Origin of the sequence: Streptomyces sp. NPDC006551 (genome assembly GCF_040611675.1) — a bacterium.
Lineage (GTDB): Bacteria > Actinomycetota > Actinomycetes > Streptomycetales > Streptomycetaceae > Streptomyces.
The window spans coordinates 29,616-54,845 of the sequence record NZ_JBEXOT010000012.1 but is presented as its reverse complement, the minus strand read 5'-3'; the positions used below and the strand labels follow the sequence as shown (position 1 = coordinate 54,845).

Sequence of the window (25,230 nt, the reverse complement as noted above, 5' to 3'; positions counted from 1 at the left end):
AAGCAGATCTAAGTGGACCTTCACCGTGGAGGGCCGACAGACTGCGACGATGGACACAGAACGCCCCTTCGGCCGCGCCCTGTGCGCGATGATCACTCCGTTCACCGCCTCCGGAGCACTCGATCTCGACGGCGCCCGCGACCACGCCGTCCGTCTCGTCTCCGAGGGCTGCGAGGGTCTCGTCCTCAACGGCACGACGGGCGAGTCCCCCACGACGTCCGACGCCGAGAAGGCCGCGCTGGTCGGGGCGGTACGCGACGCCGTCGGCCCCGGACCGTCGATCGTCGCGGGCGTCGGCACCTCCGACACCCGCCACACGGTCGAGCTGGCCCACCAGGCCGAGGCCGCGGGCGCCGACGGACTCCTGGTGGTCACGCCGTACTACAGCCGTCCGCCGCAGGCGGCCGTCGAGGCGCACTTCCTGCGGGTGGCGGACGCCACCACCCTGCCCGTGATGCTGTACGACATCCCCGGCCGCACCGGCACCCGTATCGAACCGGAGACGATGCTCCGGCTGGCCACGCACCCCCGGATCGTCGCGGTGAAGGACTGCGCCTACGACCTGCTCGGCAGCGCGAAGGTGATCGCCCGCACCTCGCTCGCGTACTACTCCGGCTGCGAGGAGCTGAACCTGCCGCTGTACGCGGTCGGCGGAGCCGGCTACGTCAGCACCGTGGCCAATGTGGCGCCGCGTCAGATGCGGGCCGTGCTCGACGCCTTCGACGCGGGCGACACGGCGGGCGCGGCCCGGCTCAACGCGCTCACGCTGCCGCTCGCCGAGCTGATGATGGCCTCGGGTCTGCCCGGCACGGTGACGGCGAAGGCGCTCCTCCACACCCAGGGCGGCGGCGGGTACGTGCGGGAACCGCTGCAGCCCGCCGACCGGGAGACGGTCGACGGGCTGCGGGCGGCGTTCGAGGAGCTGGTTCAGTCGTAGACATACGTGTGGCCGAGGATCGCGGCGTGCTCCAGCACGTCCTCCAGCGGGTCGTCGATCTGACCGGTGGAGATCAGGGAGACGTGCGGCCCGTTGTGCGAGCGGGTGTGCGTCTCGTCCGCGACGGCGGCCGCCGCGGGCAGCAGCACCCCCGCGACGGTCAGCGCTCCCAGCAGTCCGACGACGGTGGGCCTCGTCCTCATGTCGACTCCTCGCCTTGTCCGTTCGTATGACGCTGTGATTCGCGTCGTCCTGCTAACGCGGAGTCACTCGCATCGGTCACGCTCAGTTGTGGCTGTGGAGTACCTCGTTCAGTCCGCCCCACACCGCGTTGTTGGGGCGGGCCTCGACGGCGCCGGTCACCGAGTTGCGGCGGAAGAGGATGTTCGAGGCGCCCGACAGGTCGCGGGCCTTGACGATCTCGCCGTCCGGCATCGTGACGCGCGTACCGGCCGTGACGTACAGACCGGCCTCGACGACGCACTCGTCGCCGAGCGCGATGCCGACGCCCGCCTCGGCGCCGATCAGGCAGCGCTCGCCGATGGAGATGACGACGTTGCCGCCGCCGGAGAGCGTGCCCATGGTGGAGGCGCCGCCGCCGATGTCGGAGCCGTCGCCGACGACGACACCGGCGGAGATACGGCCCTCGACCATCGAGGTGCCCAGGGTGCCGGCGTTGAAGTTGACGAAGCCCTCGTGCATCACGGTGGTCCCGGCGGCGAGGTGCGCGCCGAGCCGGACGCGGTCGGCGTCGGCGATGCGGACGCCGGCGGGCGCGACGTAGTCGGTCATCCGCGGGAACTTGTCGACGGAGGTCACCTGGAGGTGGAGACCCTCGGCGCGGGCGTTGAGGCGCACCTTCTCGAGGTCGTCGACGGCGACCGGGCCGAGCGAGGTCCAGGCGACGTTGGCGAGGAGGCCGAAGATGCCGTCGAGGCTCTGGCCGTGCGGCTTGACCAGCCGGTGGCTGAGCAGGTGCAGGCGCAGGTAGACGTCGTGGGTGTCGAGCGGCTTGTCGTCGAGCGAGGAGATGACGGTGCGCACGGCGACCACCTCGACGCCCCGGCGGGCGTCCACGCCGATCGCCTTGGCGGCGCCCTCACCGAGGGCGTCGACCGCGGCGTCGGGGGTGAGCCGCTCGGTTCCGGCGGGTCCCGGCGCCTCGGTCAGCTGGGGGGCGGGGAACCAGGTGTCGAGGACGGTGCCGTCAGCGGCGAGGGTGGCAAGGCCGGCGGCGACGGCGCCGGTGGTGCGAGGAGCAGTGGTCATGTGGAAAACCTAACGGTCGGGCCCCCGCCCGGGCCAACCGGTCTCAGGTGTCGGTCGGGTTCCGGGGCGGTTCCGGCGGAACCGACGACGGGACCGCCCCGCCGGTCGGACGTTCGACCGGCGGAAGGGCCGCGGCCGTCGGTGCGAGGACCCTCGCCAGCATCTCGCGGGCGTACTCCGCGTCGTACACCGTGTCCGTCAGCAGCACCTGGAGACAGATGCCGTCCATGAGCGCGACCAGCGCGCGGGCGGTGACCGGGTCGGTCCGCCGTGTCAGGACCTCGGTCACGCCGTCCGTCCACTCCGCGGCGACCGGGCGCAGGGCGGGGCGGCGCAGGGCGGCCAAGTAGAGCTCGTACTCCAGCTCCACGCCCGTCCGCGCGCCGGCGAGCCACTCGCCCATCAGGCCCGCCAGCTCCCCGGCGAGGTCCGCCCCGGGGTCCGCGAGCGCACCGCTCTCGCGCAGGGTCCGCGCGAAGCCCTCGTTGGCCTGGCGCAGCGCGGCGACGAGGAGTTCGTCGAGGGAGGCGAAGTGGTACGTGGTCGAGCCGAGGGGAACGTCCGCCTCGGCGGCGACCGTGCGGTGACTGAGCCCCGCGATGCCGCGCCGCCCCACGACCCGCAGGGCCGCGTCGACGATCCGCTGCCGCCGGTCGGGGTCGTGGCGGCGGGCGCGGGCCATCAGTGCGCACCGCCGAGGTTGAGGACGGCCACCCCGACGACGATCAGGGCGATCCCGGCGAGTTTGGCGAGGCTGACGGACTCGTTCATGAAGAGGATGCCGATCGCGGCGACGGCGGCGGTGCCCACCCCGGACCAGATCGCGTAAGCCGTGCCGATCTGGAGCGTCTTCAGGGTCTGCGCGAGGAGCGCGAAGGCGAGCAGATAGCCGGCGACGGTGATCACCGAGGGCCAGAGCCGGGTGAAGCCCTCGCTGTACTTCATGGCGGTCGTTCCCACGATCTCCGCCGCGATCGCCCCGGCCAGCAGTCCGTATCCCATGCGTACAAGCGTACACAAGTATATGTACGGACGTACGCAACGCCTGCCGCTACGGTGTCCCGCATGACGCATCACTCGGGACCGTACGGCTACGGCTACGCTCCCCCACCGCCCCCGCCGAAGCCCGGCGTGATACCCCTCGTGCCGCTCAAGCTCAGCGAGATCCTGACCGGCGCCTTCGCGACCCTCGGCCGTTACTGGAAGCCGCTGCTCGGGGTGACCGGGGCGGCCTACGGCACCGCGCTGCTGGTGGTGGGTGCGGCCTGCTGGTTCGCCTACGCGGCGGTCGGCGAGCATCTGGCCGCGGTCTTCGACGCGAGCGGCCGTGAACCGTCCTGGGACGACGTCCGCCCGCTGCTGATCGCGTTCGGCTGCGTCTGGCTCGTCGCCATGATCACGATGATCGCCGCGAGCGGCGTGATGTACGCGGCGTGCCCGGCCGTCCTCCAGGAGGCGGTTCTCGGCCGCCCCACCACGTTCAGCGCGGTCTGGCGGCGTGCCCGGGCGAGCATGCCGGCGGTCCTCGGCACGGTCTTCCTGACCATGCTGCTCATGCTGGTGCCGATCGCGCTCTTCGGTGCCGCCTTCATCGGGCTGATGGTGGCGGTCGTCGCGGCGGCGGACGGCTCGGGGTCCGTCTCGTGGGCCCTGCCGGTCCTCGCGCTGCTCGGCGCGCTGGCCACCGTCCCGCCGGTGACCTGGGTCTGGGTCAAGCTGAGCCTGGCCCCGTCGGCGGCGGTCTTCGAGCGGCAGCGCGCGGTGGCGGCCATGCGCCGCTCGTGGCGTCTGGTGGACGGCTCGTGGTGGCGGATCTTCGGTTCCCTGCTGGTGGCCGGCCTCATCTCCGGGATGGCGGGCTCCCTCTTCCAGGCCTTCGCCCAGGTGTTCTCGACCCCCGCCTCCTTCACCGCGGGTGCCACCGCCCCCGAGTCGCCGGGCGAGGTCCTGGCCGACCTCGCGCCCTTCCTGGCGATCACCCTGATCCTGTCGTTGATCGGCCAGATCGTCGCCTCGGTCTTCCCGCCGCTGGTGACCAGCCTCCTCTACGTCGACCAGCGCATCCGCAAGGAGAACCTGGCCCCGGCCCTGCTCCAGGCGGCCGGGGAGCCCTCGTTCACCCCGTGAGATTCAGTCGGTGAGGGACTTCTTCGGGCGCAGCACGCAGAACTCGTTGCCCTCGGGGTCGGCGAGGACGACCCAGCTCACGTCCTCGCCCTGACCGACGTCGACCCGGCGGGCCCCGAGTCCGATGATCCGCTCGACCTCGGCGTCCTGGTCGTCGGGCGAGAGGTCGAGGTGGAGCCGGTTCTTGACGGTCTTGGACTCGGGCACGGTCAGGAAGACGATTCCGGGCAGCGCGTTCTCCCCGGCGCCGATGACGATCTCCTCCTCGTCCTCGTAGAACACCTTCCAGTCGAGCACCCGCGTCCAGAAGTCGGCCTGGCGCTTGGCATCGTGGACATCGACAGCGATCTGATACAGAGAAACGGCCATGCCCGCCAGTCTGCCTGGCGGGCATGGCCGTTCACCGGATTTCCGGCAGGGAACCTCAGACGTTGAAGCCGAGCGCGCGCAGCTGCTCGCGACCGTCGTCCGTGATCTTGTCCGGGCCCCACGGCGGCATCCAGACCCAGTTGATCTTCAGCTCGCTGGCGATGCCGTCGGTCGCGGCCTTCGCCTGGTCCTCGATCACATCGGTCAGCGGACACGCCGCCGACGTCAGGGTCATGTCCAGCGTGACGACGTTGGAGTCGTCGATGTGGATGCCGTAGATCAGCCCGAGGTTGACCACGTCGATGCCCAGCTCGGGGTCGACGACGTCGTACAGCGCCTCGCGGATCTCTTCTTCGGAGGCCGGCTTCATCGTGGCCTCGGCGTTCTCGGTCATGCCGACTTCCTCTCCGCGTCACCCATCGCCTGGGCCGTCGCGTCCTTCCACGCCATCCAGCTGAGCAGCGCGCACTTCACCCGGGCCGGGTACTTGGAGACACCGGCGAACGCGACCGCGTCCTCCAGGATCTCCTCCATCGCGTCGTCCGGCTCGATCCGGCCCTTGGACTGCATCAGTTCCAGGAAGGTGCCCTGGATCTTCTGCGCCTCGGCCAGCTCCTTGCCGACGAGCAGTTCGTTCAGCACGGACGCCGAGGCCTGGCTGATCGAACAGCCCTGACCCTCGTACGACACGTCCTCGATCCGCGACCCGTCGTACTTCACACGGAGCGTGATCTCGTCGCCGCACGTCGGGTTGACGTGGTGCACCTCGGCATCGCCGTCCCGAAGACCGCGCCCGTGCGGGTGCTTGTAGTGGTCCAGGATGACGTCCTGGTACATCGAATCCAGCTTCACGAGAATCCCCTAGCCGAAGAAGTTCCGTACGTGCTCCAGACCCTCGACCAGGGCGTCGACCTCGGCCGGGGTGGAGTACAGATAGAACGACGCTCGCGTGGTCGCAGGAATTCCGTACCGCAGGCAGACGGGCCGCGCGCAGTGGTGACCGACACGGACCGCGATGCCCTGCTCGTCGAGGACCTGGCCCACGTCGTGCGGGTGGATGTCGCCGAGCGTGAAGGAGATCGCCGCGCCGCGGTCCTCGGCCGTCGTCGGGCCGATGATCCGCAGGTCCGGAACCTCCTGGAGGCGACGGACGGCGTACTCGGTGATCGCGTGCTCGTGGCGCGCGATGTTCTCCATGCCGATCGCCGAGAGGTAGTCCACGGCCGCGCCGAGGCCGACGGCCTGGGCGATCGGGGGCGTACCCGCCTCGAACTTGTGCGGGGCCGGCGCGTACGTCGAGGAGTGCATCGAGACGGTCTCGATCATCTCGCCGCCGCCGAGGAAGGGCGGCAGGTCCTCCAGGAGCTCCTGCCGTCCCCACAGCACGCCGATGCCGGTCGGGCCGCACATCTTGTGGCCGGTGAAGGCCACGAAGTCCGCCTGCAGCGCCTGCACGTCGAGCACCATGTGCGGGGCCGCCTGCGAGGCGTCGATGCAGACCAGCGCACCGACCTCCTGCGCGCGCCGGATGATCGTCTCGACCGGGTTGACCGTACCGAGCAGGTTCGACACCAGCGTGAACGAGACGATCTTGGTCTTCTCGGTGATGACCTCTTCGATGTTCGAGAGGTCGAGACGGCCGTCGTCGGTGAGGCCGAACCACTTCAGCTTCGCGCCCGTGCGCTGCGAGAGCAGCTGCCACGGCACGATGTTGGAGTGGTGCTCCATCTCCGTGATGGCGATCTCGGTCTCGTGGTCCACGCGGTAGGGCTCGTCGGCCCAGCCCAGCATGTTGGCCACGAGGTTGAGCGACTCGGAGGCGTTCTTGGTGAAGATCACCTCGTCGCGACTGGGCGCGTTGATGAAGGCGGCGACCTTGTCACGGGCGCCTTCGTACAGCGCCGTCGCCTCCTCGGCGACCGTGTAGACGCCGCGGTGGACATTGGCGTTGTGACGCTCGTAGTACGTGTTGAGCGCGTCGAGCACCTGGCGCGGCTTCTGCGAGGTCGCCGCGGAGTCCAGGTACACGATCTTCTTGCCGTCGTGGACCACGCGATCCAGGAGCGGGAAGTCCTTGCGGATCGCCTCGGTGTCGAGGAGGCCGGAGAGCCCCTGATGGGCAGATGTCACGCGGATGCGCCACCCTTCGTGCTGTAGGCCTCGTAACCCTCGTTCTCCAGCTTGTCGGCGAGCTCGGCGCCGCCGGACTCGACGATGCGGCCGCCGGAGAAGACGTGCACGAAGTCGGGCTTGATGTAGCGGAGGATCCGCGTGTAGTGCGTGATCAGCAGGGTGCCGACCTCGCCGGTCTCACGGACGCGGTTGACGCCCTCCGAGACGATGCGCAGGGCGTCGACGTCGAGGCCGGAGTCGGTCTCGTCGAGGATCGCGATCTTCGGCTTGAGGAGCTCCAGCTGGAGGATCTCGTGGCGCTTCTTCTCACCACCGGAGAAGCCCTCGTTGACGTTGCGCTCCGCGAAGGCCGGGTCCATGTGGAGCTTCTCCATGGCCTCCTTGACCTCCTTCACCCAGGTGCGCAGCTTGGGCGCCTCGCCGCGGAGGGCGGTGGCGGAGGTGCGGAGGAAGTTGGAGACCGAGACACCGGGGACCTCGACCGGGTACTGCATGGCCAGGAAGACGCCGGCGCGGGCGCGCTCGTCGACCGACATCTCCAGGACGTCCTCGCCGTCGAGGGTGACGGTGCCGCCGGTGACCGTGTACTTGGGGTGGCCGGCGAGCGAGTACGCCAGGGTCGACTTGCCGGAGCCGTTGGGGCCCATGACGGCGTGGGTCTCGCCCTGCTTGATGGTCAGGTCGACACCCTTGAGGATCTCCCGGGGGCCGTTCTCGGCCTCGACGGAGACGTGCAGGTCGTGGATTTCAAGCGTTGCCATGGGTGACTCAGGACTCCTGGGTGACGGAGACGAGCACATCGTCCCCTTCGATCTTTACGGGGTATACGGGGACGGGGCGCGTCGCGGGAAGGCCGGACGGCTTACCGGTGCGGAGGTCGAAGCTGGAGCCGTGCAGCCAGCACTCGATGGCGCAGTCCTCGACCTCGCCCTCCGAGAGGGAGACGTTCGCGTGCGAGCAGATGTCGTTGATCGCGAACACCTCGCCCTCGGTCCGCACGACCGACACCGGCGTGCCGTCGATCTCGACCCGCTTGGGGGTGTCGGTCTCCAGCTCGCTCAGTGCGCAGACTCGGACGAAGGCCATCAGACGGAAGCCTCCAGCTCGGCCTCGATCTTGGCGATGAGGCGCTCCTGGACGTCCGGCAGGCCGATCTGCTGGACCAGCTCGGCGAAGAAGCCGCGGACGACGAGGCGGCGGGCCTCGGTCTCCGGGATGCCGCGGGCCATCAGGTAGAAGAGCTGCTCGTCGTCGAAGCGGCCGGTGGCCGAGGCGTGACCAGCGCCGGCGATCTCGCCGGTCTCGATCTCGAGGTTCGGCACGGAGTCGACCCGGGCGCCGTCCGTGAGGACCAGGTTCCGGTTGAGCTCGTAGGTGTCGGTGCCCTCGGCCTTGGCCTGGATGAGGACGTCACCGATCCAGACGGCGTGCGCGTCCTGGCCCTGCAGCGCGCCCTTGTAGGCGACGTTCGACTTGCAGTGCGGGGTGTTGTGGTCGACGAGGAGGCGGTGCTCCTGGTGCTGGCCGGCGTCGGTGAAGTACAGGCCGAAGAGCTCGGCCTCGCCGCCGGTGCCCGCGTACGCGACGCGCGGGTGGATGCGGACGACGTCGCCGCCGAAGGTGACCACGACCGACTTGAAGGAGGCGTCGCGGCCGACCAGCGCGTTGTGCTGGGCGACGTGGACGGCCTTCTCGTCCCAGTCCTGGACGGAGACGACGGTGAGCTTCGCGCCGTCGCCGAGGAGGTAGTCGACGTTGGCGGCGAGCACCGCGTCGCCCGTGTGGTCGATGACCACGACGGCCTCGGCGAACGCGCCGAGCTCGATCACCTGGTGGCCGAAGGCGACGCCGCCCTGGCCGTGCACGGCGATCCGGATGGGCTCGGTGAGGACGGACTCCTTGGCGACGGTGACGACCGAGGCCTTCTCGAAGGAGGAGTACGCCTGCGCGGCGATCCGGTCGACGGGCGTGCCGGCCCTGCCGAGCCGCGCGTCGTCACGGCCGACGGTCTCCACGGTGACGCCCTCGGGGGCCTCGATCTCGACCTTGACGCCCTCGCCGGTGGCGACGGCGGTGCCGTCGTGCAGTCCGCGCAGGCGGTCCAGCGGGGTGAACCGCCACTCCTCCTCGCGGCCGTGCGGCACGGGGAAGTCCGCGACGTCGAAGGACGGGGGGGCGCTCATGCGCGTGGCGACGGTGGACTCGGCGGCCACCGCGATCGAGCCGGCGGTGGTGGAGCCCGCCGGGATGTTCTGAGCGTCAGCCATGGCTGTCGGTGTGCTCACTTTCTGCGTTCGGTGCGTTCGCTGCGGGAAGCTCGCGGGGGCCCGTCGCGCGGGCCCCCGCGAGGGGTGGCCGGGTGGCCGGGTGGCCGGGGCTGCTAGCCCACCGCGCCTTCCATCTGCAGCTCGATCAGCCGGTTCAGCTCGAGGGCGTACTCCATCGGCAGCTCCTTGGCGATGGGCTCGACGAAGCCGCGCACGATCATCGCCATCGCCTCGAACTCGGTCATGCCGCGGCTCATCAGGTAGAAGAGCTGGTCCTCGGAGACCTTGGAGACGGTGGCCTCGTGGCCCATGGAGACGTCGTCCTCGCGGACGTCCACGTACGGGTACGTGTCCGAGCGGGAGATCGTGTCGACGAGCAGCGCGTCGCACAGGACGTTCGACTTGGAGCCCGGGGCACCCTCGCCGATCTCGATGAGACCGCGGTAGGAGGTGCGGCCGCCGCCTCGCGCCACCGACTTGGAGACGATGTTGGAGGAGGTGTTCGGGGCCATGTGGACCATCTTGGCGCCGGCGTCCTGGTGCTGCCCCTCACCCGCGAAGGCGATGGACAGGGTCTCGCCCTTGGCGTGCTCGCCCATGAGGTAGACGGCCGGGTACTTCATGGTCACCTTGGAGCCGATGTTGCCGTCGACCCACTCCATGGTCGCGCCCTCGTAGGCCACGGCGCGCTTGGTGACCAGGTTGTAGACGTTGTTCGACCAGTTCTGGATCGTCGTGTAGCGGCAGCGGCCGCCCTTCTTCACGATGATCTCGACGACCGCGGAGTGCAGGGAGTCCGAGGAGTAGATCGGGGCGGTGCAGCCCTCGACGTAGTGGACGTAGGCGTCCTCGTCGACGATGATCAGCGTCCGCTCGAACTGGCCCATGTTCTCCGTGTTGATACGGAAGTAGGCCTGCAGCGGGATCTCGACGTGCACGCCCTTCGGCACGTAGATGAACGATCCGCCGGACCACACGGCCGTGTTCAGCGAGGCGAACTTGTTGTCGCCGACCGGGATGACGGTGCCGAAGTACTCGCGGAAGAGCTCCTCGTGCTCCTTCAGCGCGGTGTCGGTGTCGACGAAGATGACACCCTGCTCCTCCAGGTCCTCACGGATCTGGTGGTAGACGACCTCGGACTCGTACTGGGCCGCGACACCGGCGACGAGGCGCTGCTTCTCCGCCTCGGGGATGCCGAGCTTGTCGTACGTGTTCTTGATGTCCTCCGGCAGGTCCTCCCAGGACTCGGCCTGCTTCTCGGTGGACCGCACGAAGTACTTGATGTTGTCGAAGTCGATGCCCGACAGGTCGGAGCCCCAGCTGGGCATGGGCTTCTTGTCGAAGAGGCGCAGACCCTTCAGCCGCAGCTTGAGCATCCACTCCGGCTCGTTCTTCTTCTCGGAGATGTCGCGGACGACAGCCTCGGAGAGACCGCGCTTCGCGGTGGCACCGGCCGCGTCCGAGTCGGCCCAGCCGTACTCGTACCGACCCAGGCCCTCGAGCTCGGGGTGGCTGATCTCGGTGGTCATGCGGGGTTCCTCCCGGCCGTGCTTGCGGATGCTTCTGATGGGGTGGTCTGTGGGGCGCCGTGCGGGATGAACGTGGTGCAGACGCCGTCACCATGCGCGATGGTGGCCAGACGCTGGACGTGCGTTCCCAAGAGGCGGGAGAAGATCTCCGTCTCCGCCTCGCACAGCTGGGGGTACTGCTCGGCGACGTGGGCGACCGGGCAGTGATGCTGACAGAGCTGCTCGCCGACCGGCGCGTTCCGCGCGGTGGCAGCGTACCCGTCGGCACTGAGCGCCTTGGCGAGAGCCTCGGTGCGCTGGTCGGGGTCGGCCGCCTCGACGGCCTCGCGGTACGTCTCCGCCTGGGCTTCGAGCCGGTCGCGGGCGAAGGCGGCGACGGCCGCTTCCCCACCGGCGTTCTTCTCGATCCAGCGCAGGGCGTCCACGGCCAGCGAGTCGTACGACTGGTCGAAGGCGTCCCGGCCGCAGTCGGTCAGCGCGAAGACCTTGGCGGGGCGACCGCGGGTGCGGGCGCCGTAGACGCGCTTCTCGCGGGCCTCGACGACGTTCTCGGCGACGAGCGAGTCGAGATGCCGGCGCACGGCCGCCTGGGTGAGGCGGAGCCGCTGCGCGAGATCGGCCACGGTCGACGGTCCGTGATCCAGGATGGACCGCGCGACCCGGTTGCGGGTGGACCGCTCACCGGTCGCGAGTTCCTCCACCGGAGCCTCACCGACGTTTTTCACAACGCCATTGTTGCTTAATTCCCTGAGGAGTGACAAGCGACGCCGGAGCGGGGCACGGTGCCGTGCGTCACTCAGGTAAGGCTTACCTGACCTGCAGAAACGATCACTCCGAGGCGCTCGCACCGCCCGCCGGAGGCATCGCCCTCCGTCCGGCCGAGGCCACCGCACCGGCGAACGAGACCGCGTTCCGGACGGCCGCGCCACCCGGGTCGTTGTTGAAGAACACGTACACGTCCGCCCCGTCCGGCCACGTCGCCGCGAGCCGGTCCGCCCAGGTGGCGAGCGCCCGCGGCCCATAGGCCGGCCACGGTCTCGCCCGGCCTTCGTGCAGCCGCAGATAGCCCCAGTCCGCCGTCCGCCACAGGGGGGTCACCGGCCTCGATCCCCGGTCAGCCCAGCACAGGGCGGCACCCCGGGCCGCGAGGAGCGACGCGATCTCCTCGGTCCACCACGAGACGTGCCGCGGTTCGACCGCCACCCGCACCCCTGGGAAACGGACGAGGACGGCGTCCAGAAGCCCGGCGTCGGCGCGGAGCGTGGGCGGCAGCTGGAGGAGGACGGGCCCGAGACGGTCCCCCAGCGCCTCGGCCCGGCCCATCAGCCGCTCGACGGGCTCCTCGGGGTCCTTCAGCCGCTTGACGTGGGTGAGGAAGCGGCTGGCCTTCACCGCCATGACGAACCCGTCGGGCGTACGGTCCCGCCACTCGGCGAAGATGCGGCGCTCGGGCAGCCGGTAGAAGGCGTTGTTGTTCTCCACGGCGACGAACCGGCGCGCGTACTCCTCCAGCCAGAGCCGCTGGGGCACGCCCTCGGGATAGAGGACTCCGCGCCAGTCCCGGTACTGCCACCCGGAGGTGCCGACGAACACGGGCATACGCCGCGCCTTCCCCGTACCAGGCGGCTCACCCGCCCCGGGACGGGGCCGGAAGGTGCCCGGTCCAGGGCCGCGGACCGGACCCCCGAGCGGGGTCCTAGACTTCCCGGCATGCGAAAAGAGTCCGTCGACACCGCCGTCCGGGTACGCGGCCTGGTCAAGCGGTACGGAGCCAAGACCGCCGTCGACGGCCTCGACCTCGATGTGCGGGCGGGCACCGTGACCGCCGTCCTCGGCCCCAACGGAGCCGGGAAGACCACCACGATCGAGAGCTGCGAGGGATACCGGAAGGCCGACGCCGGCACCGTCCGCGTCCTCGGCCTCGACCCGGTGGCCGACGCGGCCGCACTGCGCCCCCGGATCGGCGTGATGCTCCAGTCCGGCGGCGTCTACTCCGGCGCCCGCGCCGACGAGATGCTCCGCCACGTGGCCAGGCTGCACGCGCACCCCCTCGATGTGGACGCCCTGATCGAGCGCCTCGGCCTCGGCTCCTGCGGCCGGACCGCATACCGCAGGCTCTCCGGCGGCCAGCAGCAGCGCCTGGCGCTCGCGATGGCCGTCGTCGGCCGTCCCGAACTGGTCTTCCTCGACGAGCCGACCGCCGGACTCGACCCGCAGGCCCGCCGCGCCACCTGGGACCTCGTGCGCGAACTGCGTGCCGACGGCGTCACGGTCGTCCTCACCACCCACTTCATGAACGAGGCGGAGCAGCTCGCCGACGACGTCGCCATCATCGACGCCGGCAAGGTCGCCGCCCAGGGCAGCCCCGAGGAGCTGTGCCGCGGCGGCGCCGAGAACACCTTGCGCTTCACCGGCCGCCCCGGCCTCGACCTCGGCTCACTGCTCAAGGCCCTGCCCGACGGCACGGCCGCCGCGGAGCTGACCCCGGGGGCGTACCGGATCAGCGGCGAGGTCGGCCCGCAGCTGCTCGCCACCGTCACCACCTGGTGCGCCCAGCACGGCGTGATGCCGGACGGCATCACGGTGGAACGCCACACCCTCGAAGACGTCTTCCTGGAACTGACCGGCAAGGAGCTGCGCGGATGAGCGGCGGTACGGGTACCTACGCGCCGAAGCCGGGAGCGGCCCCCGTCGGACGGATGATCGCGGCGCAGACGGCCCTGGAGACGAGGATGCTGCTGCGCAACGGCGAGCAGCTCCTGCTCACCGTGATCATCCCCTCGCTGCTGCTGGTGCTCTTCTCCACGGTCGACGTCGTCGACACCGGAGCGGACAAGGCCGTCGACTTCCTCGCGCCGGGCGTTCTCGCGCTCGCGGTGATGTCCACCGCCTTCACAGGCCAGGCCATCGCGACCGGCTTCGAGCGCCGGTACGGCGTGCTCAAGCGGCTCGCCGCGTCGCCGCTGCCGCGCTGGGCGCTGATGACGGCCAAGACCCTGTCCGTGCTGGTCACCGAGGTGCTCCAGATCACCCTCCTGACGCTGATCGCCCTGGGTCTCGGCTGGTCCCCGCAGGGCGACCCGCTCTCGGTCCTGCTGCTGCTCGTCCTCGGCACCGCGGCCTTCTCGGGCCTGGGGCTGCTGATGGCGGGCACGCTGAAGGCCGAGGCGACGCTGGCCGCGGCCAACCTGGTCTTCCTGCTGCTCCTGGTGGGCGGCGGGGTGATCGTGCCGCTGGACAGGTTCCCGGACGCGGCCCGCTCCGTCCTCGAACTGCTGCCGATCTCCGCGCTCTCGGACGGCCTGCGCGACGTCCTCCAGGGCGGCGCGACCCTGAGGTGGGGCCAGGCGGCGGTCCTCGCGGTGTGGGCGGTGCTCGGTCTCGGAGCGGCGGCGAAGCTCTTCCGCTGGGAGTGACCGCGGTGTGACGTTCCGGGACAACCTCTCCCGTACCCCACCCCTCGTGAAAGCGTGCACAAGCCCCCGCCTACGATAGGGGCCGTGCTGAACCCCCTCGCCTTCATCGCCCAGCGCTGGACCCCGTCCCCCCGGACGCTCCGGCGCGCCGCGCTCTCCGTCGTCGTGATGAGCGTGGTCATCATCGTCACGGGCGGCACGGTCCGGCTGACCGGCTCCGGTCTCGGCTGCGACACCTGGCCCAAGTGCACCGACGACAGCCTCTTCGCCACGCCCGAGCAGGGCATCCACGGCGCGATCGAGTTCGGCAACCGGATGCTGACGTACGTCCTGTCGGCCGCCGTCGGCTGGGCGATCATCGCGGCGCGCTCCACCAAGCCGTGGCGGCGCGGGCTGACCCGGCTCGGCTGGCTCCAGTTCTGGGTCGTGATGCTCAACGCGGTCCTCGGCGGCATCACCGTGTGGATGGACCTCAACCCGTGGACGGTCGCCGGTCACTTCCTGGCCGCCAACGGGCTGCTGACCGTCGCCGTGATCACCTGGCAGCGCGCCCGTGAGGGCGACACGACCCCGCGGCCCCGCGTCCCCGGACCGGTCCGCAAGCTGTCGTGGGCGATCGTCGGGGTCTCCGTGCTGCTGATGGTCCTCGGCACGGGTGTGACCGGTTCCGGCAAGCACGCCGGTGACAGCAGCGAGGTCCCCCGCATGCCGTGGGACTGGACCGCCGCCGCGCACCTCCACGCCATCGCCGCCTGGGTCGTCTGCGCGCTCGCGCTCGCCATGTGGCTGGTGCTGCGGGTGGTGGACGCCCCCGACGACACCCGGGCGCGCGCCCGCGATCTGCTGATCGTGCTGCTCGCGCAGGGCGGGCTCGGCTACATCCAGTACTTCACCGGCGTTCCCGAACTGCTGGTCGGCGCCCATATGCTCGGCTCCTCGCTGATGTGGATCGCCGTGCTGCGCCTCGCGCTGAGCCTGCGCGAGCGCCCGGTGTCCACCCCGGGGATCCCGGCCCAGACGGACCCGGTCCCGGCCTCCGTCTGACGCCCGCCGAGGCGCTCTCCGCCGGAGAGCGCCTCGGAACTGCGCCGCCCTGATCCCCCGGCCGGACACGACCTAGGCGAGTCCGTACACACGTCGGGCGTTGCCCGCCGCGATCATGGTGGCGACGCGCTGCGCGTCCGTACGGGACCAGGCGCCGTCGCCCACCCACTCGCCGAGCACGCGGTCGAGCGCGCCGCGGAAGACGCTCGCGGCGACGACGTGCAGCTCGGGCAGCCCCCGGGCGCCGCTGGAGAAGAGCAGCTTGCCGAAGGGCGCCAGCTCCAGGATCTCGGCCAGCAGGGCGGCGGCGCGGGCCCCCGTCCGGGCGAGGACGGGGCCGAGGTCGGCGTACACGTGCGGGAAGGCCTGGGTGAGCTGCGCCGCCTGGCGGTGGTACGGGTATCCGTGCAGCAGCACGAGGTCGGTGCCGAGTCCGCTGGTCGACGCCGCGAAGCCGGCGAGGCGGGCCGGGTCCTCGGCCCCCGCCTGCAGCTGGAGCGGACGCCCGGAGGCGACGGCGATCCAGAGCAGATGGCGCAGCAGTACGGGGTCGGTGAGCCGGCCCCCGGCCGGCCGGCGGGCCAGCCACCGGCCCGCGGCCCCGCGCACCTCGCCGGGCCCCGGCGGGTCGGACGCGTACACCAGCCCTCTGCGCACCCCCGCGACCGAGGTGAAGGCGACGGCGGTCGCGGCCGCGCCGTGGACGGCCTCGGAGAGGTTGGCCAGGAGCGCGTCGACGGTCCCCGAGGTGTCGGCGACCTGTTCGGCGAGCGGCTCGAGCCGGACGATCTCATGGGCGTCGGCGGCGGCCGCGGCGGCGATCTCGGCGGGCCCTGTCAGGTCACCCGGCAACCCCGTGTCCACCAGATAGGTGGAGATCCCCGAGGCGCGCAGCAGTCGGCGCCCGGTCTCCAGAACGCCCAGTTCCCGGCGGCGGGCGAGATAGCGGGCCGGCGGGCAGTGCGGTTCCAGACCGAGCAGCGGCGGGCACCAGCGGCGTACCGCGAAGCCGGTCTGGGTGTCGAAGAAGGTGGTGCCGGGCGCGGCGGGCCCGGCGGCCACGCCGAGACCGGCCTCGAAGGTGCCGAGGCCGAGCTCCGTGCGGAGCACCCCGTGGCAGTGCTGGTCCACCAGGCTCGGGGTCTCGATCATCGGGGGCTCCCTGTGTGGACGTGCTTCCACACGTCCTAACGGGTGAGCCCCGCGCAAGGTTGTTGCTTTTGTGACAAACGAGGGGGCCCGCTCATTTGTTGGACGGGCCGCCGATCTGGATGCCCGCCATCCGGGTCCACTCGTAGGGGCCTGTGACGACCTTCGCGGCGAACTCGCCGTCGAACTCGTCGTGAAGGGTGAGACCGGCCTTCTCGGCGGCCTGCTGCGCGACGGGGTACGAGGGGGCGACGAGGTCGCCCCAGCCGCCGTCCTCGCCCACGAGGACGATCCGGGTGCCCATCTGGCCGATGTAGGCGAGCTGCCCCTCGGCGCCGCCGTGCTTCTGGGAGAACGCCTGGATCTGCTTGGCGAGCTTGGCCGCCTTGCGCTCTGCCTGCTTGGTGTCTGCCATGAACAGGATGCTACCGAGCGGTAGATGCACTGGCGACGGCCGGGGCACGTGGTCTTGCCCACGCGCTCCGGCCGTTGTCGAAAGGGGCCCGAGGGCGCCTGGTGCGGCTACCGCAGGAAGGGGTCCACCGCGACCGCCACGAAGAGCAGCGAGACATAGGTGATCGACCAGTGGAAGAGGCGCATCTCCTTGAGCTTCGCGCCCGTCGCGCCCGCCTTCGCGCGGTTCAGCAGCGCGTGCGCCTCCCAGAGCCACCAGCCGCCGGTCAGCAACGCCACGGCGGTGTAGAACCAGCCCGTGTAGCCCAGCGGCGTCAGCAGCAGCGAGACGGCGACCATCACCCAGCTGTAGAGGACGATCTGCTTGGCGACGACCTTGTTGGAGGCGATCACCGGGAGCATCGGCACGCCCACGCGCGCGTAGTCCTCCTTCACCTTCATCGACAGCGGCCAGTAGTGCGGCGGCGTCCAGAAGAAGATGACCATGAAGAGGATGACCGCGGCCCAGGACATCGAGTTGGTCACGGCCGACCAGCCGATGAGGACCGGCAGGCAGCCGGCGATGCCGCCCCAGACGATGTTCTGCGCGGTCCGGCGCTTGAGGATCATCGTGTAGACCACGACGTAGAAGAGCAGCGCGCCGAGCGAGAGGGCGGCGGAGAGCCAGTTGACCAGGAGGCCGAACCAGAGCGTGGAGACCACGGCGAGGGTGAGGCCGAAGACCAGGCCCTCACGCGGCGAGACCATGCCGGTCACCAGCGGACGCTGGGAGGTGCGGTCCATCAGCGCGTCGATGTCGCGGTCGATGTACATGTTCAGCGCGTTGGCGCCGCCCGCCGACAGATAGCCGCCGAGGCAGGTGGCGAGCACGAGCCAGAGGTTCGGCACGCCCTGCTCGGCGAGGAACATCACCGGGACGGTGGTGATGAGCAGCAGTTCGATGATCCGCGGCTTGGTCAGCGCCACGAATGCCTTGACGCGAGCCCCGAACGGCCGATGGCCCCCCGGGCTGGGAGTCAAGACGACCCCTGCGGGTCGGGACTCGACGGCCGTCACGCACACCCCTGACAGAGAATTTTCCCAGCAAGCTCCCCGGTGAAGACGGGGTGAAGACTTGCGCGTACCACGCCACTCTAGACGTTGCCCATACGCCGATCTTCGCGGGGGTGGGGTCGTGTTGAGGGGGCCCGTTCCCGGGTGTTCCGACCGTCCGTCCCAGGGTGTGGACAGCTGTCGGGAGGCGAAGTGACAGAGTCACCCGCACTCTTGTCGTATCCGCTCATTTGAGGGGCGTGCACTCGAAAAGATGGGCGTTCTGTCGGGGGTAGGCTCGACAGCGCCGGTACACCCTCAGTCACCGGCTTATGCAGACATGTGGAGAGGAGCCCTGACTCAGGGTGAGCACTAAGCCGACCACCACAGACCTCGAGTGGACCGAGTTGGACCAGCGGGCCGTGGACACCGCCCGCATCCTGGCCGCGGACGCCGTACAGAAGGTCGGCAACGGCCATCCTGGTACGGCCATGAGCCTGGCGCCCGCCGCGTACACCCTCTTCCAGAAGGTGATGCGCCACGATCCGGCGGAGCCGGAGTGGGTGGGGCGCGACCGGTTCGTGCTGTCCGCCGGGCACTCGTCCCTGACCCTGTACACCCAGCTGTACCTGGGCGGCTTCGGTCTTGAGCTGGACGACCTGAAGGCGTTCCGCACCTGGGGCTCGAAGACGCCGGGCCACCCGGAGTACGGGCACACCGCGGGCGTGGAGACGACGACCGGCCCGCTCGGCCAGGGTGTCGCCAACGCCGTGGGCATGGCGATGGCGGCCCGCTACGAGCGCGGTCTGTTCGACCCGGAGGCGGCCCCCGGCACCTCCCCCTTCGACCACCACGTCTACGTGATCGCCGGTGACGGCTGCCTCCAGGAGGGCATCTCCGCGGAGGCGTCCTCGCTGGCCGGCCACCAGAAGCTGGGCAACCTGATCCTGCTGTGGGACGACAACCACATCTCGATCGAGGGCGACACCGAGACGGCCGTGTCCGAGGACACGATGAAGCGGTACGAGGCCTACGGCTGGCACGTCCAGCGCGTCGAGCCGAAGGCGAACGGCGACCTGGACCCGGCCGCCCTGTACGCGGCGATCAAGGCCGCCGAGGCCGAGACCGAGCGTCCGTCGTTCATCGCGATGCGTTCGATCATCGCCTGGCCGGCCCCGAACGCGCAGAACACCGAGGCCGCGCACGGCTCGGCGCTGGGCGACGAGGAGATCGCGGCCACCAAGCGCGTCCTCGGCTTCGACCCGGAGCGGACCTTCGAGGTCTCCGACGAGGTCATCGGCCACACGCGGGCGCTCGGCGACCGCGGTCGTGAGGCGAAGGCCGCCTGGGAGAAGTCGCTCGCCGAGTGGCGTACGGCCAACCCGGAGCGGGCCGCCGAGTTCGACCGGATCCAGGCCAACGAGCTTCCCGAGGGCTGGGAGTCGAAGATCCCGGTGTTCGAGGCGGGCAAGGGTGTGGCCACCCGTGCCGCGTCCGGCAAGGTCCTCCAGGCGCTCGGCGCGGTGATCCCCGAGCTGTGGGGCGGCTCGGCCGACCTCGCGGGCTCGAACAACACCACGATCGACAAGACGTCCTCGTTCCTCCCCGAGGGCAACCCGCTGCCGGAGGCCGACCCGTACGGCCGCACGATCCACTTCGGCATCCGCGAGCACTCCATGGCCGCGGAGATGAACGGCATCGCGCTGCACGGCAACACCCGTATCTACGGCGGCACCTTCCTGGTGTTCTCCGACTACATGCGCAACGCCGTGCGTCTGTCCGCGCTGATGCACCTGCCGGTGACGTACGTGTGGACGCACGACTCCATCGGTCTGGGCGAGGACGGTCCGACGCACCAGCCGGTCGAGCACCTGGCCTCGCTGCGCGCCATCCCGGGCCTGAACATCGTGCGCCCGGCTGACGCCAACGAGACCGCCATCGCCTGGCGCGAGATCGTCAAGCGGCACACGCGCGAGTTCGGCAAGGGCGCCCCGCACGGTCTGGCGCTGACCCGTCAGGGTGTGCCGACGTACGCGCCGAACGAGGACACCGCCAAGGGTGGTTACGTGCTCGTCGACGCCGAAGGCGGCGACGCGGAGGTCGTGCTGATCGCGACCGGCTCCGAGGTGCACCTGGCCGTCGAGGCCCGCGAGCGGCTCCAGGCCGAGGGCGTCCCGACCCGGGTCGTCTCGATGCCGTCGGTGGAGTGGTTCGAGGAGCAGGACCAGGGGTACAAGGACGCCGTCCTGCCGCCGTCCGTCAAGGCCCGGGTGGCCGTCGAGGCCGGGATCGGTCTCACCTGGCACAAGTACGTCGGTGACGCCGGCCGGATCGTCTCGCTGGAGCACTTCGGTGCCTCGGCGGACGCCAAGGTCCTCTTCCGCGAGTTCGGATTCACCCCCGAGGCCATCGCCGCCGCGGCCCGGGAATCCATCGCCGCCGCCGCGCGCTGACGCTCCTAGAAACGACTTTTGGAGAACCTCTCATGACAGACGCTCTCAAGCGCCTCTCCGACGAAGGCGTCGCGATCTGGCTGGACGACCTCTCGCGTCAGCGGATCACGTCCGGCAACCTGGCCGAGCTGATCGACCAGCAGCACGTGGTCGGTGTCACCACCAACCCCTCGATCTTCCAGAAGGCCATCTCGGAGGGGCACGGCTACGACCAGCAGCTGGCCGACCTCGCCGCCCGCAAGGTGACCGTCGAAGAGGCCATCCGCATGATCACGACGGCGGACGTCCGTGACGCCGCCGACATCCTGCGCCCGGTCTTCGACGCCACCGACGGCCAGGACGGCCGGGTCTCCATCGAGGTCGACCCCCGCCTGGCCCACCACAAGGCGGCCACCGTCGCCGAGGCCAAGCAGCTGGCCTGGCTGGTCGACCGGCCCAACACGCTCATCAAGATCCCGGCCACCCAGGCGGGTCTGCCGGCGATCACCGAGGTCATCGGCCTCGGCATCAGCGTCAACGTCACGCTGATCTTCTCGCTGGAGCGCTACCGCGCGGTCATGGACGCCTACCTGGCCGGTCTGGAGAAGGCCAAGGAGCGCGGCCTGGACCTCTCCAAGATCCACTCCGTGGCGTCCTTCTTCGTCTCCCGCGTGGACTCGGAGATCGACAAGCGTCTGGACTCGGTCGGTACGGACGAGGCCAAGGCGCTCAAGGGCAAGGCCGCCCTGGCCAACGCCCGCCTCGCGTACCAGGCGTACGAAGAGGTCTTCTCGAGCGACCGCTGGGCCGCGCTGGACAAGGCACAGGCCAACAAGCAGCGTCCGCTGTGGGCCTCGACGGGCGTGAAGGACCCGGCGTACAAGGACACCCTGTACGTCGTGGACCTGGTCGCGCCCGGCACGGTCAACACCATGCCGGAGGCGACCCTGGAGGCCACCGCCGACCACGGCGAGGTCACGGGTGACACCGTGCGCGGCACCTACGAGCAGTCCCGCGCCGAGCTCGACGCCGTGGAGAAGCTCGGCATCTCCTACGACGACGTGGTGCAGCTGCTCGAGGACGAGGGCGTCGAGAAGTTCGAGGCGTCCTGGAACGACCTGCTCAAGTCGACCGAGGCGGAGCTTCAGCGCCTCGCACCTTCGGAGGCGTAACCACCTTGAGCGCAGTCCACGGAGCCAACCCGCTCCGTGACGCCGCAGACCGACGGCTCCCGCGCATCGCGGGGCCGTCGGGTCTGGTGATCTTCGGCGTCACGGGCGATTTGTCCCGTAAGAAGCTGATGCCTGCCGTCTACGACCTGGCCAACCGCGGCCTGCTGCCGCCGGGCTTCTCGCTCATCGGCTTCGCCCGCCGCGAGTGGCAGGACGAGGACTTCGCGCAGGAGGTCCACGACGCCGTCGAGCAGCACGCCCGCACGCCGTTCCGCGAGGAGGTGTGGCAGCAGCTGATCCAGGGGATGCGCTTCGTCCAGGGCGACTTCGACGACGACGACGCCTTCGACCAGCTCAAGACCACCATCGAGGAGCTGGACAAGGCGCAGGGCACCGGCGGCAACTTCGCCTTCTATCTCTCCGTGCCGCCGAAGTTCTTCCCCAAGGTCGTCCGGCAGCTGAAGAAGCACGGACTGGCCGACCAGAAGGACGGCTCCTGGCGCCGCGCGGTCATCGAGAAGCCCTTCGGCCACGACCTCACCTCCGCCAAGGAGCTCAACGAGGTCGTCCACGAGGTCTTCCCGCCCAACGAGGTCTTCCGGATCGACCACTACCTGGGCAAGGAGACCGTCCAGAACATCCTGGCGCTCCGCTTCGCCAACACCCTCTTCGAGCCGATCTGGAACCGGTCCTACGTCGACCACGTGCAGATCACCATGGCCGAGGACATCGGCATCGGCGGCCGCGCCGGCTACTACGACGGCATCGGGGCCGCCCGTGACGTCATCCAGAACCACCTCCTCCAGCTGCTCGCGCTGACCGCGATGGAGGAGCCCGCCTCCTTCGACGCGGACGCGCTCGCGGCCGAGAAGACCAAGGTCCTCGGCGCGGTGAAGCTGCCGAAGGACCTGGGTTCCTCGACCGTGCGGGCCCAGTACGCGGCCGGATGGCAGGGCGGCGCGAAGGCCGTCGGCTATCTGCAGGAGGACGGTATCGACCCCAAGTCGAAGACCGACACCTACGCCGCCATCAAGCTGGAGATCGACAACCGCCGCTGGGCGGGCGTCCCCTTCTATCTCCGTACCGGCAAGCGGCTCGGCCGCCGGGTCACCGAGATCGCGGTCGTCTTCCAGCGCGCCCCGCACTCCCCCTTCGACTCCACGGCGACGGAGGAGCTGGGCCAGAACGCCCTGGTCATCCGGGTGCAGCCGGACGAGGGCGTGACCATGCGGTTCGGCTCCAAGGTGCCGGGCACCTCGATGGAGGTCCGGGACGTGTCGATGGACTTCGCCTACGGCGAGTCCTTCACGGAGTCCAGCCCCGAGGCGTACGAGCGGCTCATCCTCGATGTGCTGCTCGGCGACTCGAACCTCTTCCCGCGGGTCGAGGAGGTCGAGCTGTCCTGGAAGATCCTCGACCCGATCGAGCAGTACTGGGACAAGCACGGCAAGCCCGCGCAGTACCAGGCGGGTACGTGGGGGCCGGTCGAGGCGGACGAAATGCTCGCACGAGACGGACGGAGCTGGCGCCGGCCATGAAGACCGACCTGACGGACACCACGTCCAGCAAGATCAACAAGGCGCTGGTGCTCGGACGACGGGCCATCGGCACGCCGGCCGTCGGCATGGTGCTCACCCTCGTCATCGTCACCGACGAGGAGAACGCCTACGACGCCCTGAAGGCCGCCAACGACGCGTCCCGCGAGCACCCCTCGCGGACGCTGGTGGTCATCAAGCGGGCCGCGCGCTCGCCCCGCGACCGCGCGAAGGCGCGGCTCGACGCCGAGGTCCGCCTCGGTGCCGACGCCAGCACCGGCGAGACGGTCGTCCTGCGGCTGTACGGCGAGGTCGCGGACCACGCCCAGTCGGTCGTGCTCCCGCTGCTCCTTCCGGACGCGCCCGTCGTCGTCTGGTGGCCGGTCAACTCCCCGGCCGACCCGGCGAACGACCCGCTGGGCGCGCTCGCCCAGCGCCGGGTCACCGACACCTACGCCGCCGAGCAGCCGATCCACGAGCTGACGGGCCGCGCGGAGACCTACACCCCGGGCGACACGGACCTCGCGTGGAGCCGGATCACCCCGTGGCGTTCGATGCTGGCCGCCGCGCTCGACCAGGTCGTGTGCGAGGTCACCTCGGCCGAGGTGGAGGGCGAGGAGTTCAACCCGAGCGTCGAACTGCTCGCCATGTGGCTGGCGGACCGGCTGAAGGTGCCGGTACGGCGGTGCACGTCGGCGGGGCCCGGGCTCACGTCCGTACGGATGGAGTCCACCTGCGGGCCGATCGTGCTCGACCGGCCGGACGGCTCGCTGGCGACGCTCTCCATCCAGGGGCAGCCCGACCGTGCCGTGGCGCTCAAGCGCCGCGAGACGGCCGAGCTGATCGCCGAGGAGCTGCGGCGGCTCGACCCGGACGACACCTACGCCTCCGCGCTGCGGTACGGCGTCGACCGGCTCGACGAGGCGGCCGCGGTGACGGCTCCCGAACCGGTCGCGGCGGCTCCGGCCGCCGACCCCGCTCCTTCGTCCTCGAAGAAGCCCCCGGCCAAGAAGGCGGCGGCCAAGTGAGCGCTCCGCAGCTGGTGGTGCACCGCGACAAGGAGCTGATGGCGCAGGCCGCGGCCGCCCGGCTGATCACCAGGATCGTGGACGCGCAGACCGCCCGCGGCTCGGCGTCCGTGGTGCTCACGGGCGGCCGGAACGGCAACGGCCTGCTCGCGGCGCTGCGTTCGGCCCCGGCCCGGGACGCTATCGACTGGTCGCGGCTGGACCTGTGGTGGGGCGACGAGCGGTTCCTGCCCGACGGCGATCCCGAGCGCAATGTCACGCAGGCCCGCGAGGCACTGCTCGACGACGTCCCGCTGGACCCGGCGCGGGTGCACGCGATGCCGGCCTCGGACGGTCCGTACGGCGACGACGTCGAGGCCGCGGCCGCCGCGTACGCGGCCGAACTGGCCGCCGCCGCGGGGCCTGAGGACCATGGCCCGGTCCCGACCTTCGACGTGCTGATGCTGGGGGTCGGGCCCGACACCCATGTCGCGTCGTTGTTCCCGGAGCTGCCGGCGGTCCGTGAGACCGAGCGGACGGTGGTCGGCGTGCACGGCGCGCCCAAGCCGCCGCCCACCCGGGTCACGCTCACGCTGCCGGCGATCCGTGCCGCGCGGGAGGTCTGGCTGCTCGCGGCGGGAGAGGACAAGGCGAAGGCCGCGGCGATCGGGCTGTCGGGCGCGGGCGAGATCCAGGCCCCGGTGGCCGGCGCCCGCGGCCGCTCCCGGACGCTCTGGCTGCTGGACGCGGCGGCGGCATCGGAGCTGCCGCGCGACCTGTATCCGGCGGCGTCGGCCTGACGGCCCACCGCCGGCACAGCGAAAGGCGGCACCACCGGTTCGGACCGGTGGTGCCGCCTTCTGTTCGCCGGGTGCCTACCGCTCGGCGCCGCAGGACAGCTGACGATCGATGGCCTCAGCGGTCATCGGACCGTCCGCGGTCCAGTACTGCCCCTCGGGCACCTGCGCGGCCTTGACCACGGACGTGTCGAAGACTCCGCCCGATCCGTCGTCGGTGCCGGCGTCGGTAAGAAGGACGTCCAAGAGCTTCGGCAACGTGGCCGGTTGCCGCCCCGGTCCGGAGTGAGCGAACTCGCCCACCGCCCAGAGAGTCAGCGCACCGCGCTTTCCTTCGGGGCTCTTCGGGTCACGCGCCTCCCAGAGGGGTTTCTCCGACTTCCCGTCGAACACCTCGACCTTGCCCACCGCCTCCGTCGGGCAGGTCGGGGCCTTGATCGAGACCCGCGATCCGTCGATGCGCATACCCACCAGGAGGGGCCGCGGATCGGACATGCTGTACACGCCGTACACCCACAGCCCCGCGGCGGCGACAAGCGCCACCGCGACCGCGGATCCCAGCAGCACGAAGGGCCACACGGGAAGCGTCCTCCGAGAAGAG

28 protein-coding genes are annotated in these 25,230 nt (G+C 70.5%); 10 read left to right on the top strand and 18 right to left on the bottom strand.

Annotation, left to right across the window (positions count from 1 at the left end; genetic code table 11):
- Positions 1–49 precede the first annotated feature (49 nt).
- Positions 50–937, top strand: coding sequence for a 4-hydroxy-tetrahydrodipicolinate synthase (gene dapA / locus ABZY12_RS14655; protein ID WP_356890030.1), 888 nt, complete (start codon positions 50–52; stop codon positions 935–937).
- Here the strand turns inward: dapA and ABZY12_RS14650 are convergent.
- The 4 genes from ABZY12_RS14650 to ABZY12_RS14635 form a co-directional block, all read right to left on the bottom strand.
- Positions 928–1,140 (bottom strand): hypothetical protein, encoded by a 213-nt coding sequence (locus tag ABZY12_RS14650; RefSeq protein WP_356890028.1) that lies wholly within the window; start codon positions 1,138–1,140, stop codon positions 928–930. The two genes, dapA and ABZY12_RS14650, sit on opposite strands and share 10 nt — an antisense overlap.
- Positions 1,141–1,222: 82 nt before the next feature.
- Positions 1,223–2,206, bottom strand: a complete 984-nt coding sequence (gene dapD / locus ABZY12_RS14645) for a 2,3,4,5-tetrahydropyridine-2,6-dicarboxylate N-succinyltransferase (RefSeq protein WP_356890026.1) — start codon at positions 2,204–2,206, stop codon at positions 1,223–1,225.
- 43 nt (positions 2,207–2,249) lie between these two features.
- Positions 2,250–2,888, bottom strand: a complete 639-nt coding sequence (locus ABZY12_RS14640; RefSeq protein ID WP_356890024.1) for a TetR family transcriptional regulator — start codon at positions 2,886–2,888, stop codon at positions 2,250–2,252.
- On the bottom strand, positions 2,888–3,208 hold the full coding sequence (locus tag ABZY12_RS14635; protein WP_356890022.1) for a multidrug efflux SMR transporter: 321 nt from the start codon (positions 3,206–3,208) through the stop codon (positions 2,888–2,890). Before ABZY12_RS14635 ends, ABZY12_RS14640 begins: the two co-directional genes overlap by 1 nt.
- Before the next feature lie 63 nt (positions 3,209–3,271).
- On the opposite strand from ABZY12_RS14635, the gene ABZY12_RS14630 reads away from it, so the two are divergent.
- A complete protein-coding gene (locus tag ABZY12_RS14630; protein WP_356890020.1) occupies positions 3,272–4,333 on the top strand; it encodes an oxidoreductase in 1,062 nt (353 codons plus the stop codon).
- Between the two features lie 3 nt (positions 4,334–4,336).
- Here the strand turns inward: ABZY12_RS14630 and ABZY12_RS14625 are convergent, their stop codons facing one another.
- The 10 genes from ABZY12_RS14625 to ABZY12_RS14580 form a co-directional block, all read right to left on the bottom strand.
- On the bottom strand, positions 4,337–4,702 hold the full coding sequence (locus tag ABZY12_RS14625) for a VOC family protein (RefSeq protein WP_356890018.1): 366 nt from the start codon (positions 4,700–4,702) through the stop codon (positions 4,337–4,339).
- Between the two features lie 55 nt (positions 4,703–4,757).
- Positions 4,758–5,096: a metal-sulfur cluster assembly factor gene (locus ABZY12_RS14620; protein WP_352186260.1), complete on the bottom strand. Its 339-nt coding sequence runs from the start codon at positions 5,094–5,096 to the stop codon at positions 4,758–4,760.
- Positions 5,093–5,554 (bottom strand): Fe-S cluster assembly sulfur transfer protein SufU, encoded by a 462-nt coding sequence (sufU, locus tag ABZY12_RS14615; RefSeq protein WP_356890015.1) that lies wholly within the window; start codon positions 5,552–5,554, stop codon positions 5,093–5,095. Before sufU ends, ABZY12_RS14620 begins: the two co-directional genes overlap by 4 nt.
- A gap of 9 nt (positions 5,555–5,563) precedes the next feature.
- Positions 5,564–6,832 carry a cysteine desulfurase gene (locus ABZY12_RS14610; protein ID WP_356890013.1) on the bottom strand — a complete coding sequence of 423 codons (1,269 nt, stop codon included), beginning with the start codon at positions 6,830–6,832 and terminating at the stop codon, positions 5,564–5,566.
- Positions 6,829–7,596, bottom strand: a complete 768-nt coding sequence (gene sufC / locus ABZY12_RS14605; RefSeq protein ID WP_356890011.1) for a Fe-S cluster assembly ATPase SufC — start codon at positions 7,594–7,596, stop codon at positions 6,829–6,831. The genes ABZY12_RS14610 and sufC overlap by 4 nt, the downstream gene beginning before the upstream one ends.
- Before the next feature lie 7 nt (positions 7,597–7,603).
- The gene (locus tag ABZY12_RS14600) at positions 7,604–7,921 is read right to left on the bottom strand and encodes a bifunctional 3-phenylpropionate/cinnamic acid dioxygenase ferredoxin subunit (RefSeq protein ID WP_356890009.1); all 318 of its coding nucleotides are present in this window, start codon (positions 7,919–7,921) and stop codon (positions 7,604–7,606) included.
- The gene (gene sufD / locus ABZY12_RS14595; RefSeq protein ID WP_356890007.1) at positions 7,921–9,102 is read right to left on the bottom strand and encodes a Fe-S cluster assembly protein SufD; all 1,182 of its coding nucleotides are present in this window, start codon (positions 9,100–9,102) and stop codon (positions 7,921–7,923) included. Before sufD ends, ABZY12_RS14600 begins: the two co-directional genes overlap by 1 nt.
- Before the next feature lie 113 nt (positions 9,103–9,215).
- Positions 9,216–10,631: a Fe-S cluster assembly protein SufB gene (gene sufB / locus ABZY12_RS14590; RefSeq protein ID WP_356890005.1), complete on the bottom strand. Its 1,416-nt coding sequence runs from the start codon at positions 10,629–10,631 to the stop codon at positions 9,216–9,218.
- Complete coding sequence (locus ABZY12_RS14585) at positions 10,628–11,356, bottom strand: metalloregulator ArsR/SmtB family transcription factor (protein WP_356890003.1); 729 nt, start codon at positions 11,354–11,356, stop codon at positions 10,628–10,630. The genes sufB and ABZY12_RS14585 overlap by 4 nt, the downstream gene beginning before the upstream one ends.
- Positions 11,357–11,459: 103 nt before the next feature.
- On the bottom strand, positions 11,460–12,230 hold the full coding sequence (locus ABZY12_RS14580) for a DUF72 domain-containing protein (RefSeq protein ID WP_356890001.1): 771 nt from the start codon (positions 12,228–12,230) through the stop codon (positions 11,460–11,462).
- Positions 12,231–12,341: 111 nt separating this feature from the next.
- Between ABZY12_RS14580 and ABZY12_RS14575 the strand changes: the two genes are divergently transcribed.
- The 3 genes from ABZY12_RS14575 to ABZY12_RS14565 are packed head-to-tail and all read left to right on the top strand — an operon-like array spanning position 12,342 to position 15,091.
- Complete coding sequence (locus ABZY12_RS14575) at positions 12,342–13,277, top strand: ABC transporter ATP-binding protein (protein ID WP_356889999.1); 936 nt, start codon at positions 12,342–12,344, stop codon at positions 13,275–13,277.
- Positions 13,274–14,047: an ABC transporter permease gene (locus tag ABZY12_RS14570; protein ID WP_356889997.1), complete on the top strand. Its 774-nt coding sequence runs from the start codon at positions 13,274–13,276 to the stop codon at positions 14,045–14,047. Before ABZY12_RS14575 ends, ABZY12_RS14570 begins: the two co-directional genes overlap by 4 nt.
- A gap of 54 nt (positions 14,048–14,101) precedes the next feature.
- Complete coding sequence (locus tag ABZY12_RS14565; protein WP_356889995.1) at positions 14,102–15,091, top strand: COX15/CtaA family protein; 990 nt, start codon at positions 14,102–14,104, stop codon at positions 15,089–15,091.
- A 72-nt stretch (positions 15,092–15,163) separates the two neighbouring features.
- Here the strand turns inward: ABZY12_RS14565 and ABZY12_RS14560 are convergent, their stop codons facing one another.
- From ABZY12_RS14560 to ABZY12_RS14550, 3 genes are all read right to left on the bottom strand, one after another.
- Positions 15,164–16,243, bottom strand: a complete 1,080-nt coding sequence (locus tag ABZY12_RS14560) for an amidohydrolase (RefSeq protein ID WP_356889993.1) — start codon at positions 16,241–16,243, stop codon at positions 15,164–15,166.
- 91 nt (positions 16,244–16,334) lie between these two features.
- Entirely contained in the window at positions 16,335–16,655 is a 321-nt protein-coding gene (locus ABZY12_RS14555; protein ID WP_356889991.1) for a hypothetical protein, read from the bottom strand.
- Between the two features lie 107 nt (positions 16,656–16,762).
- Positions 16,763–17,710, bottom strand: a complete 948-nt coding sequence (locus ABZY12_RS14550) for a heme o synthase (protein WP_356889989.1) — start codon at positions 17,708–17,710, stop codon at positions 16,763–16,765.
- A gap of 341 nt (positions 17,711–18,051) precedes the next feature.
- Between ABZY12_RS14550 and tkt the strand changes: the two genes are divergently transcribed.
- The 5 genes from tkt to pgl are packed head-to-tail and all read left to right on the top strand — an operon-like array spanning position 18,052 to position 24,632.
- On the top strand, positions 18,052–20,139 hold the full coding sequence (tkt, locus tag ABZY12_RS14545) for a transketolase (RefSeq protein ID WP_356889987.1): 2,088 nt from the start codon (positions 18,052–18,054) through the stop codon (positions 20,137–20,139).
- 32 nt (positions 20,140–20,171) lie between these two features.
- On the top strand, positions 20,172–21,290 hold the full coding sequence (gene tal / locus ABZY12_RS14540; protein WP_356889986.1) for a transaldolase: 1,119 nt from the start codon (positions 20,172–20,174) through the stop codon (positions 21,288–21,290).
- A 5-nt stretch (positions 21,291–21,295) separates the two neighbouring features.
- Positions 21,296–22,828 carry a glucose-6-phosphate dehydrogenase gene (gene zwf, locus ABZY12_RS14535; protein ID WP_356889984.1) on the top strand — a complete coding sequence of 511 codons (1,533 nt, stop codon included), beginning with the start codon at positions 21,296–21,298 and terminating at the stop codon, positions 22,826–22,828.
- On the top strand, positions 22,825–23,853 hold the full coding sequence (gene opcA / locus ABZY12_RS14530; protein ID WP_356889982.1) for a glucose-6-phosphate dehydrogenase assembly protein OpcA: 1,029 nt from the start codon (positions 22,825–22,827) through the stop codon (positions 23,851–23,853). Before zwf ends, opcA begins: the two co-directional genes overlap by 4 nt.
- Positions 23,850–24,632, top strand: coding sequence for a 6-phosphogluconolactonase (pgl, locus tag ABZY12_RS14525; protein WP_356889980.1), 783 nt, complete (start codon positions 23,850–23,852; stop codon positions 24,630–24,632). The genes opcA and pgl overlap by 4 nt, the downstream gene beginning before the upstream one ends.
- 75 nt (positions 24,633–24,707) lie before the next feature.
- On the opposite strand, the gene ABZY12_RS14520 is transcribed toward pgl, so the two are convergent.
- Positions 24,708–25,208: a hypothetical protein gene (locus ABZY12_RS14520; protein ID WP_356889978.1), complete on the bottom strand. Its 501-nt coding sequence runs from the start codon at positions 25,206–25,208 to the stop codon at positions 24,708–24,710.
- Between the last annotated feature and the right edge of the window lie 22 nt (positions 25,209–25,230).

Excerpts from the sequence above, each read along its gene's own strand:
- ABZY12_RS14570 (WP_356889997.1), top strand. The coding sequence starts at position 13,274 with ATGAGCGGCGGTACGGGTACCTACGCGCCGAAGCCGGGAGCGGCCCCC.
- ABZY12_RS14560 (WP_356889993.1), bottom strand. The coding sequence starts at position 16,243 with ATGATCGAGACCCCGAGCCTGGTGGACCAGCACTGCCACGGGGTGCTC.
- ABZY12_RS14575 (WP_356889999.1), top strand. The coding sequence starts at position 12,342 with ATGCGAAAAGAGTCCGTCGACACCGCCGTCCGGGTACGCGGCCTGGTC.
- sufC (WP_356890011.1), bottom strand. The coding sequence starts at position 7,596 with ATGGCAACGCTTGAAATCCACGACCTGCACGTCTCCGTCGAGGCCGAG.
- dapD (WP_356890026.1), bottom strand. The coding sequence starts at position 2,206 with ATGACCACTGCTCCTCGCACCACCGGCGCCGTCGCCGCCGGCCTTGCC.
- ABZY12_RS14625 (WP_356890018.1), bottom strand. The coding sequence starts at position 4,702 with ATGGCCGTTTCTCTGTATCAGATCGCTGTCGATGTCCACGATGCCAAG.
- opcA (WP_356889982.1), top strand. The coding sequence starts at position 22,825 with ATGAAGACCGACCTGACGGACACCACGTCCAGCAAGATCAACAAGGCG.
- ABZY12_RS14555 (WP_356889991.1), bottom strand. The coding sequence starts at position 16,655 with ATGGCAGACACCAAGCAGGCAGAGCGCAAGGCGGCCAAGCTCGCCAAG.
- ABZY12_RS14600 (WP_356890009.1), bottom strand. The coding sequence starts at position 7,921 with ATGGCCTTCGTCCGAGTCTGCGCACTGAGCGAGCTGGAGACCGACACC.
- ABZY12_RS14635 (WP_356890022.1), bottom strand. The coding sequence starts at position 3,208 with ATGGGATACGGACTGCTGGCCGGGGCGATCGCGGCGGAGATCGTGGGA.
- ABZY12_RS14630 (WP_356890020.1), top strand. The coding sequence starts at position 3,272 with ATGACGCATCACTCGGGACCGTACGGCTACGGCTACGCTCCCCCACCG.
- ABZY12_RS14580 (WP_356890001.1), bottom strand. The coding sequence starts at position 12,230 with ATGCCCGTGTTCGTCGGCACCTCCGGGTGGCAGTACCGGGACTGGCGC.
- sufD (WP_356890007.1), bottom strand. The coding sequence starts at position 9,102 with ATGGCTGACGCTCAGAACATCCCGGCGGGCTCCACCACCGCCGGCTCG.
- dapA (WP_356890030.1), top strand. The coding sequence starts at position 50 with ATGGACACAGAACGCCCCTTCGGCCGCGCCCTGTGCGCGATGATCACT.
- ABZY12_RS14650 (WP_356890028.1), bottom strand. The coding sequence starts at position 1,140 with ATGAGGACGAGGCCCACCGTCGTCGGACTGCTGGGAGCGCTGACCGTC.
- tal (WP_356889986.1), top strand. The coding sequence starts at position 20,172 with ATGACAGACGCTCTCAAGCGCCTCTCCGACGAAGGCGTCGCGATCTGG.
- ABZY12_RS14640 (WP_356890024.1), bottom strand. The coding sequence starts at position 2,888 with ATGGCCCGCGCCCGCCGCCACGACCCCGACCGGCGGCAGCGGATCGTC.
- sufB (WP_356890005.1), bottom strand. The coding sequence starts at position 10,631 with ATGACCACCGAGATCAGCCACCCCGAGCTCGAGGGCCTGGGTCGGTAC.
- ABZY12_RS14620 (WP_352186260.1), bottom strand. The coding sequence starts at position 5,096 with ATGACCGAGAACGCCGAGGCCACGATGAAGCCGGCCTCCGAAGAAGAG.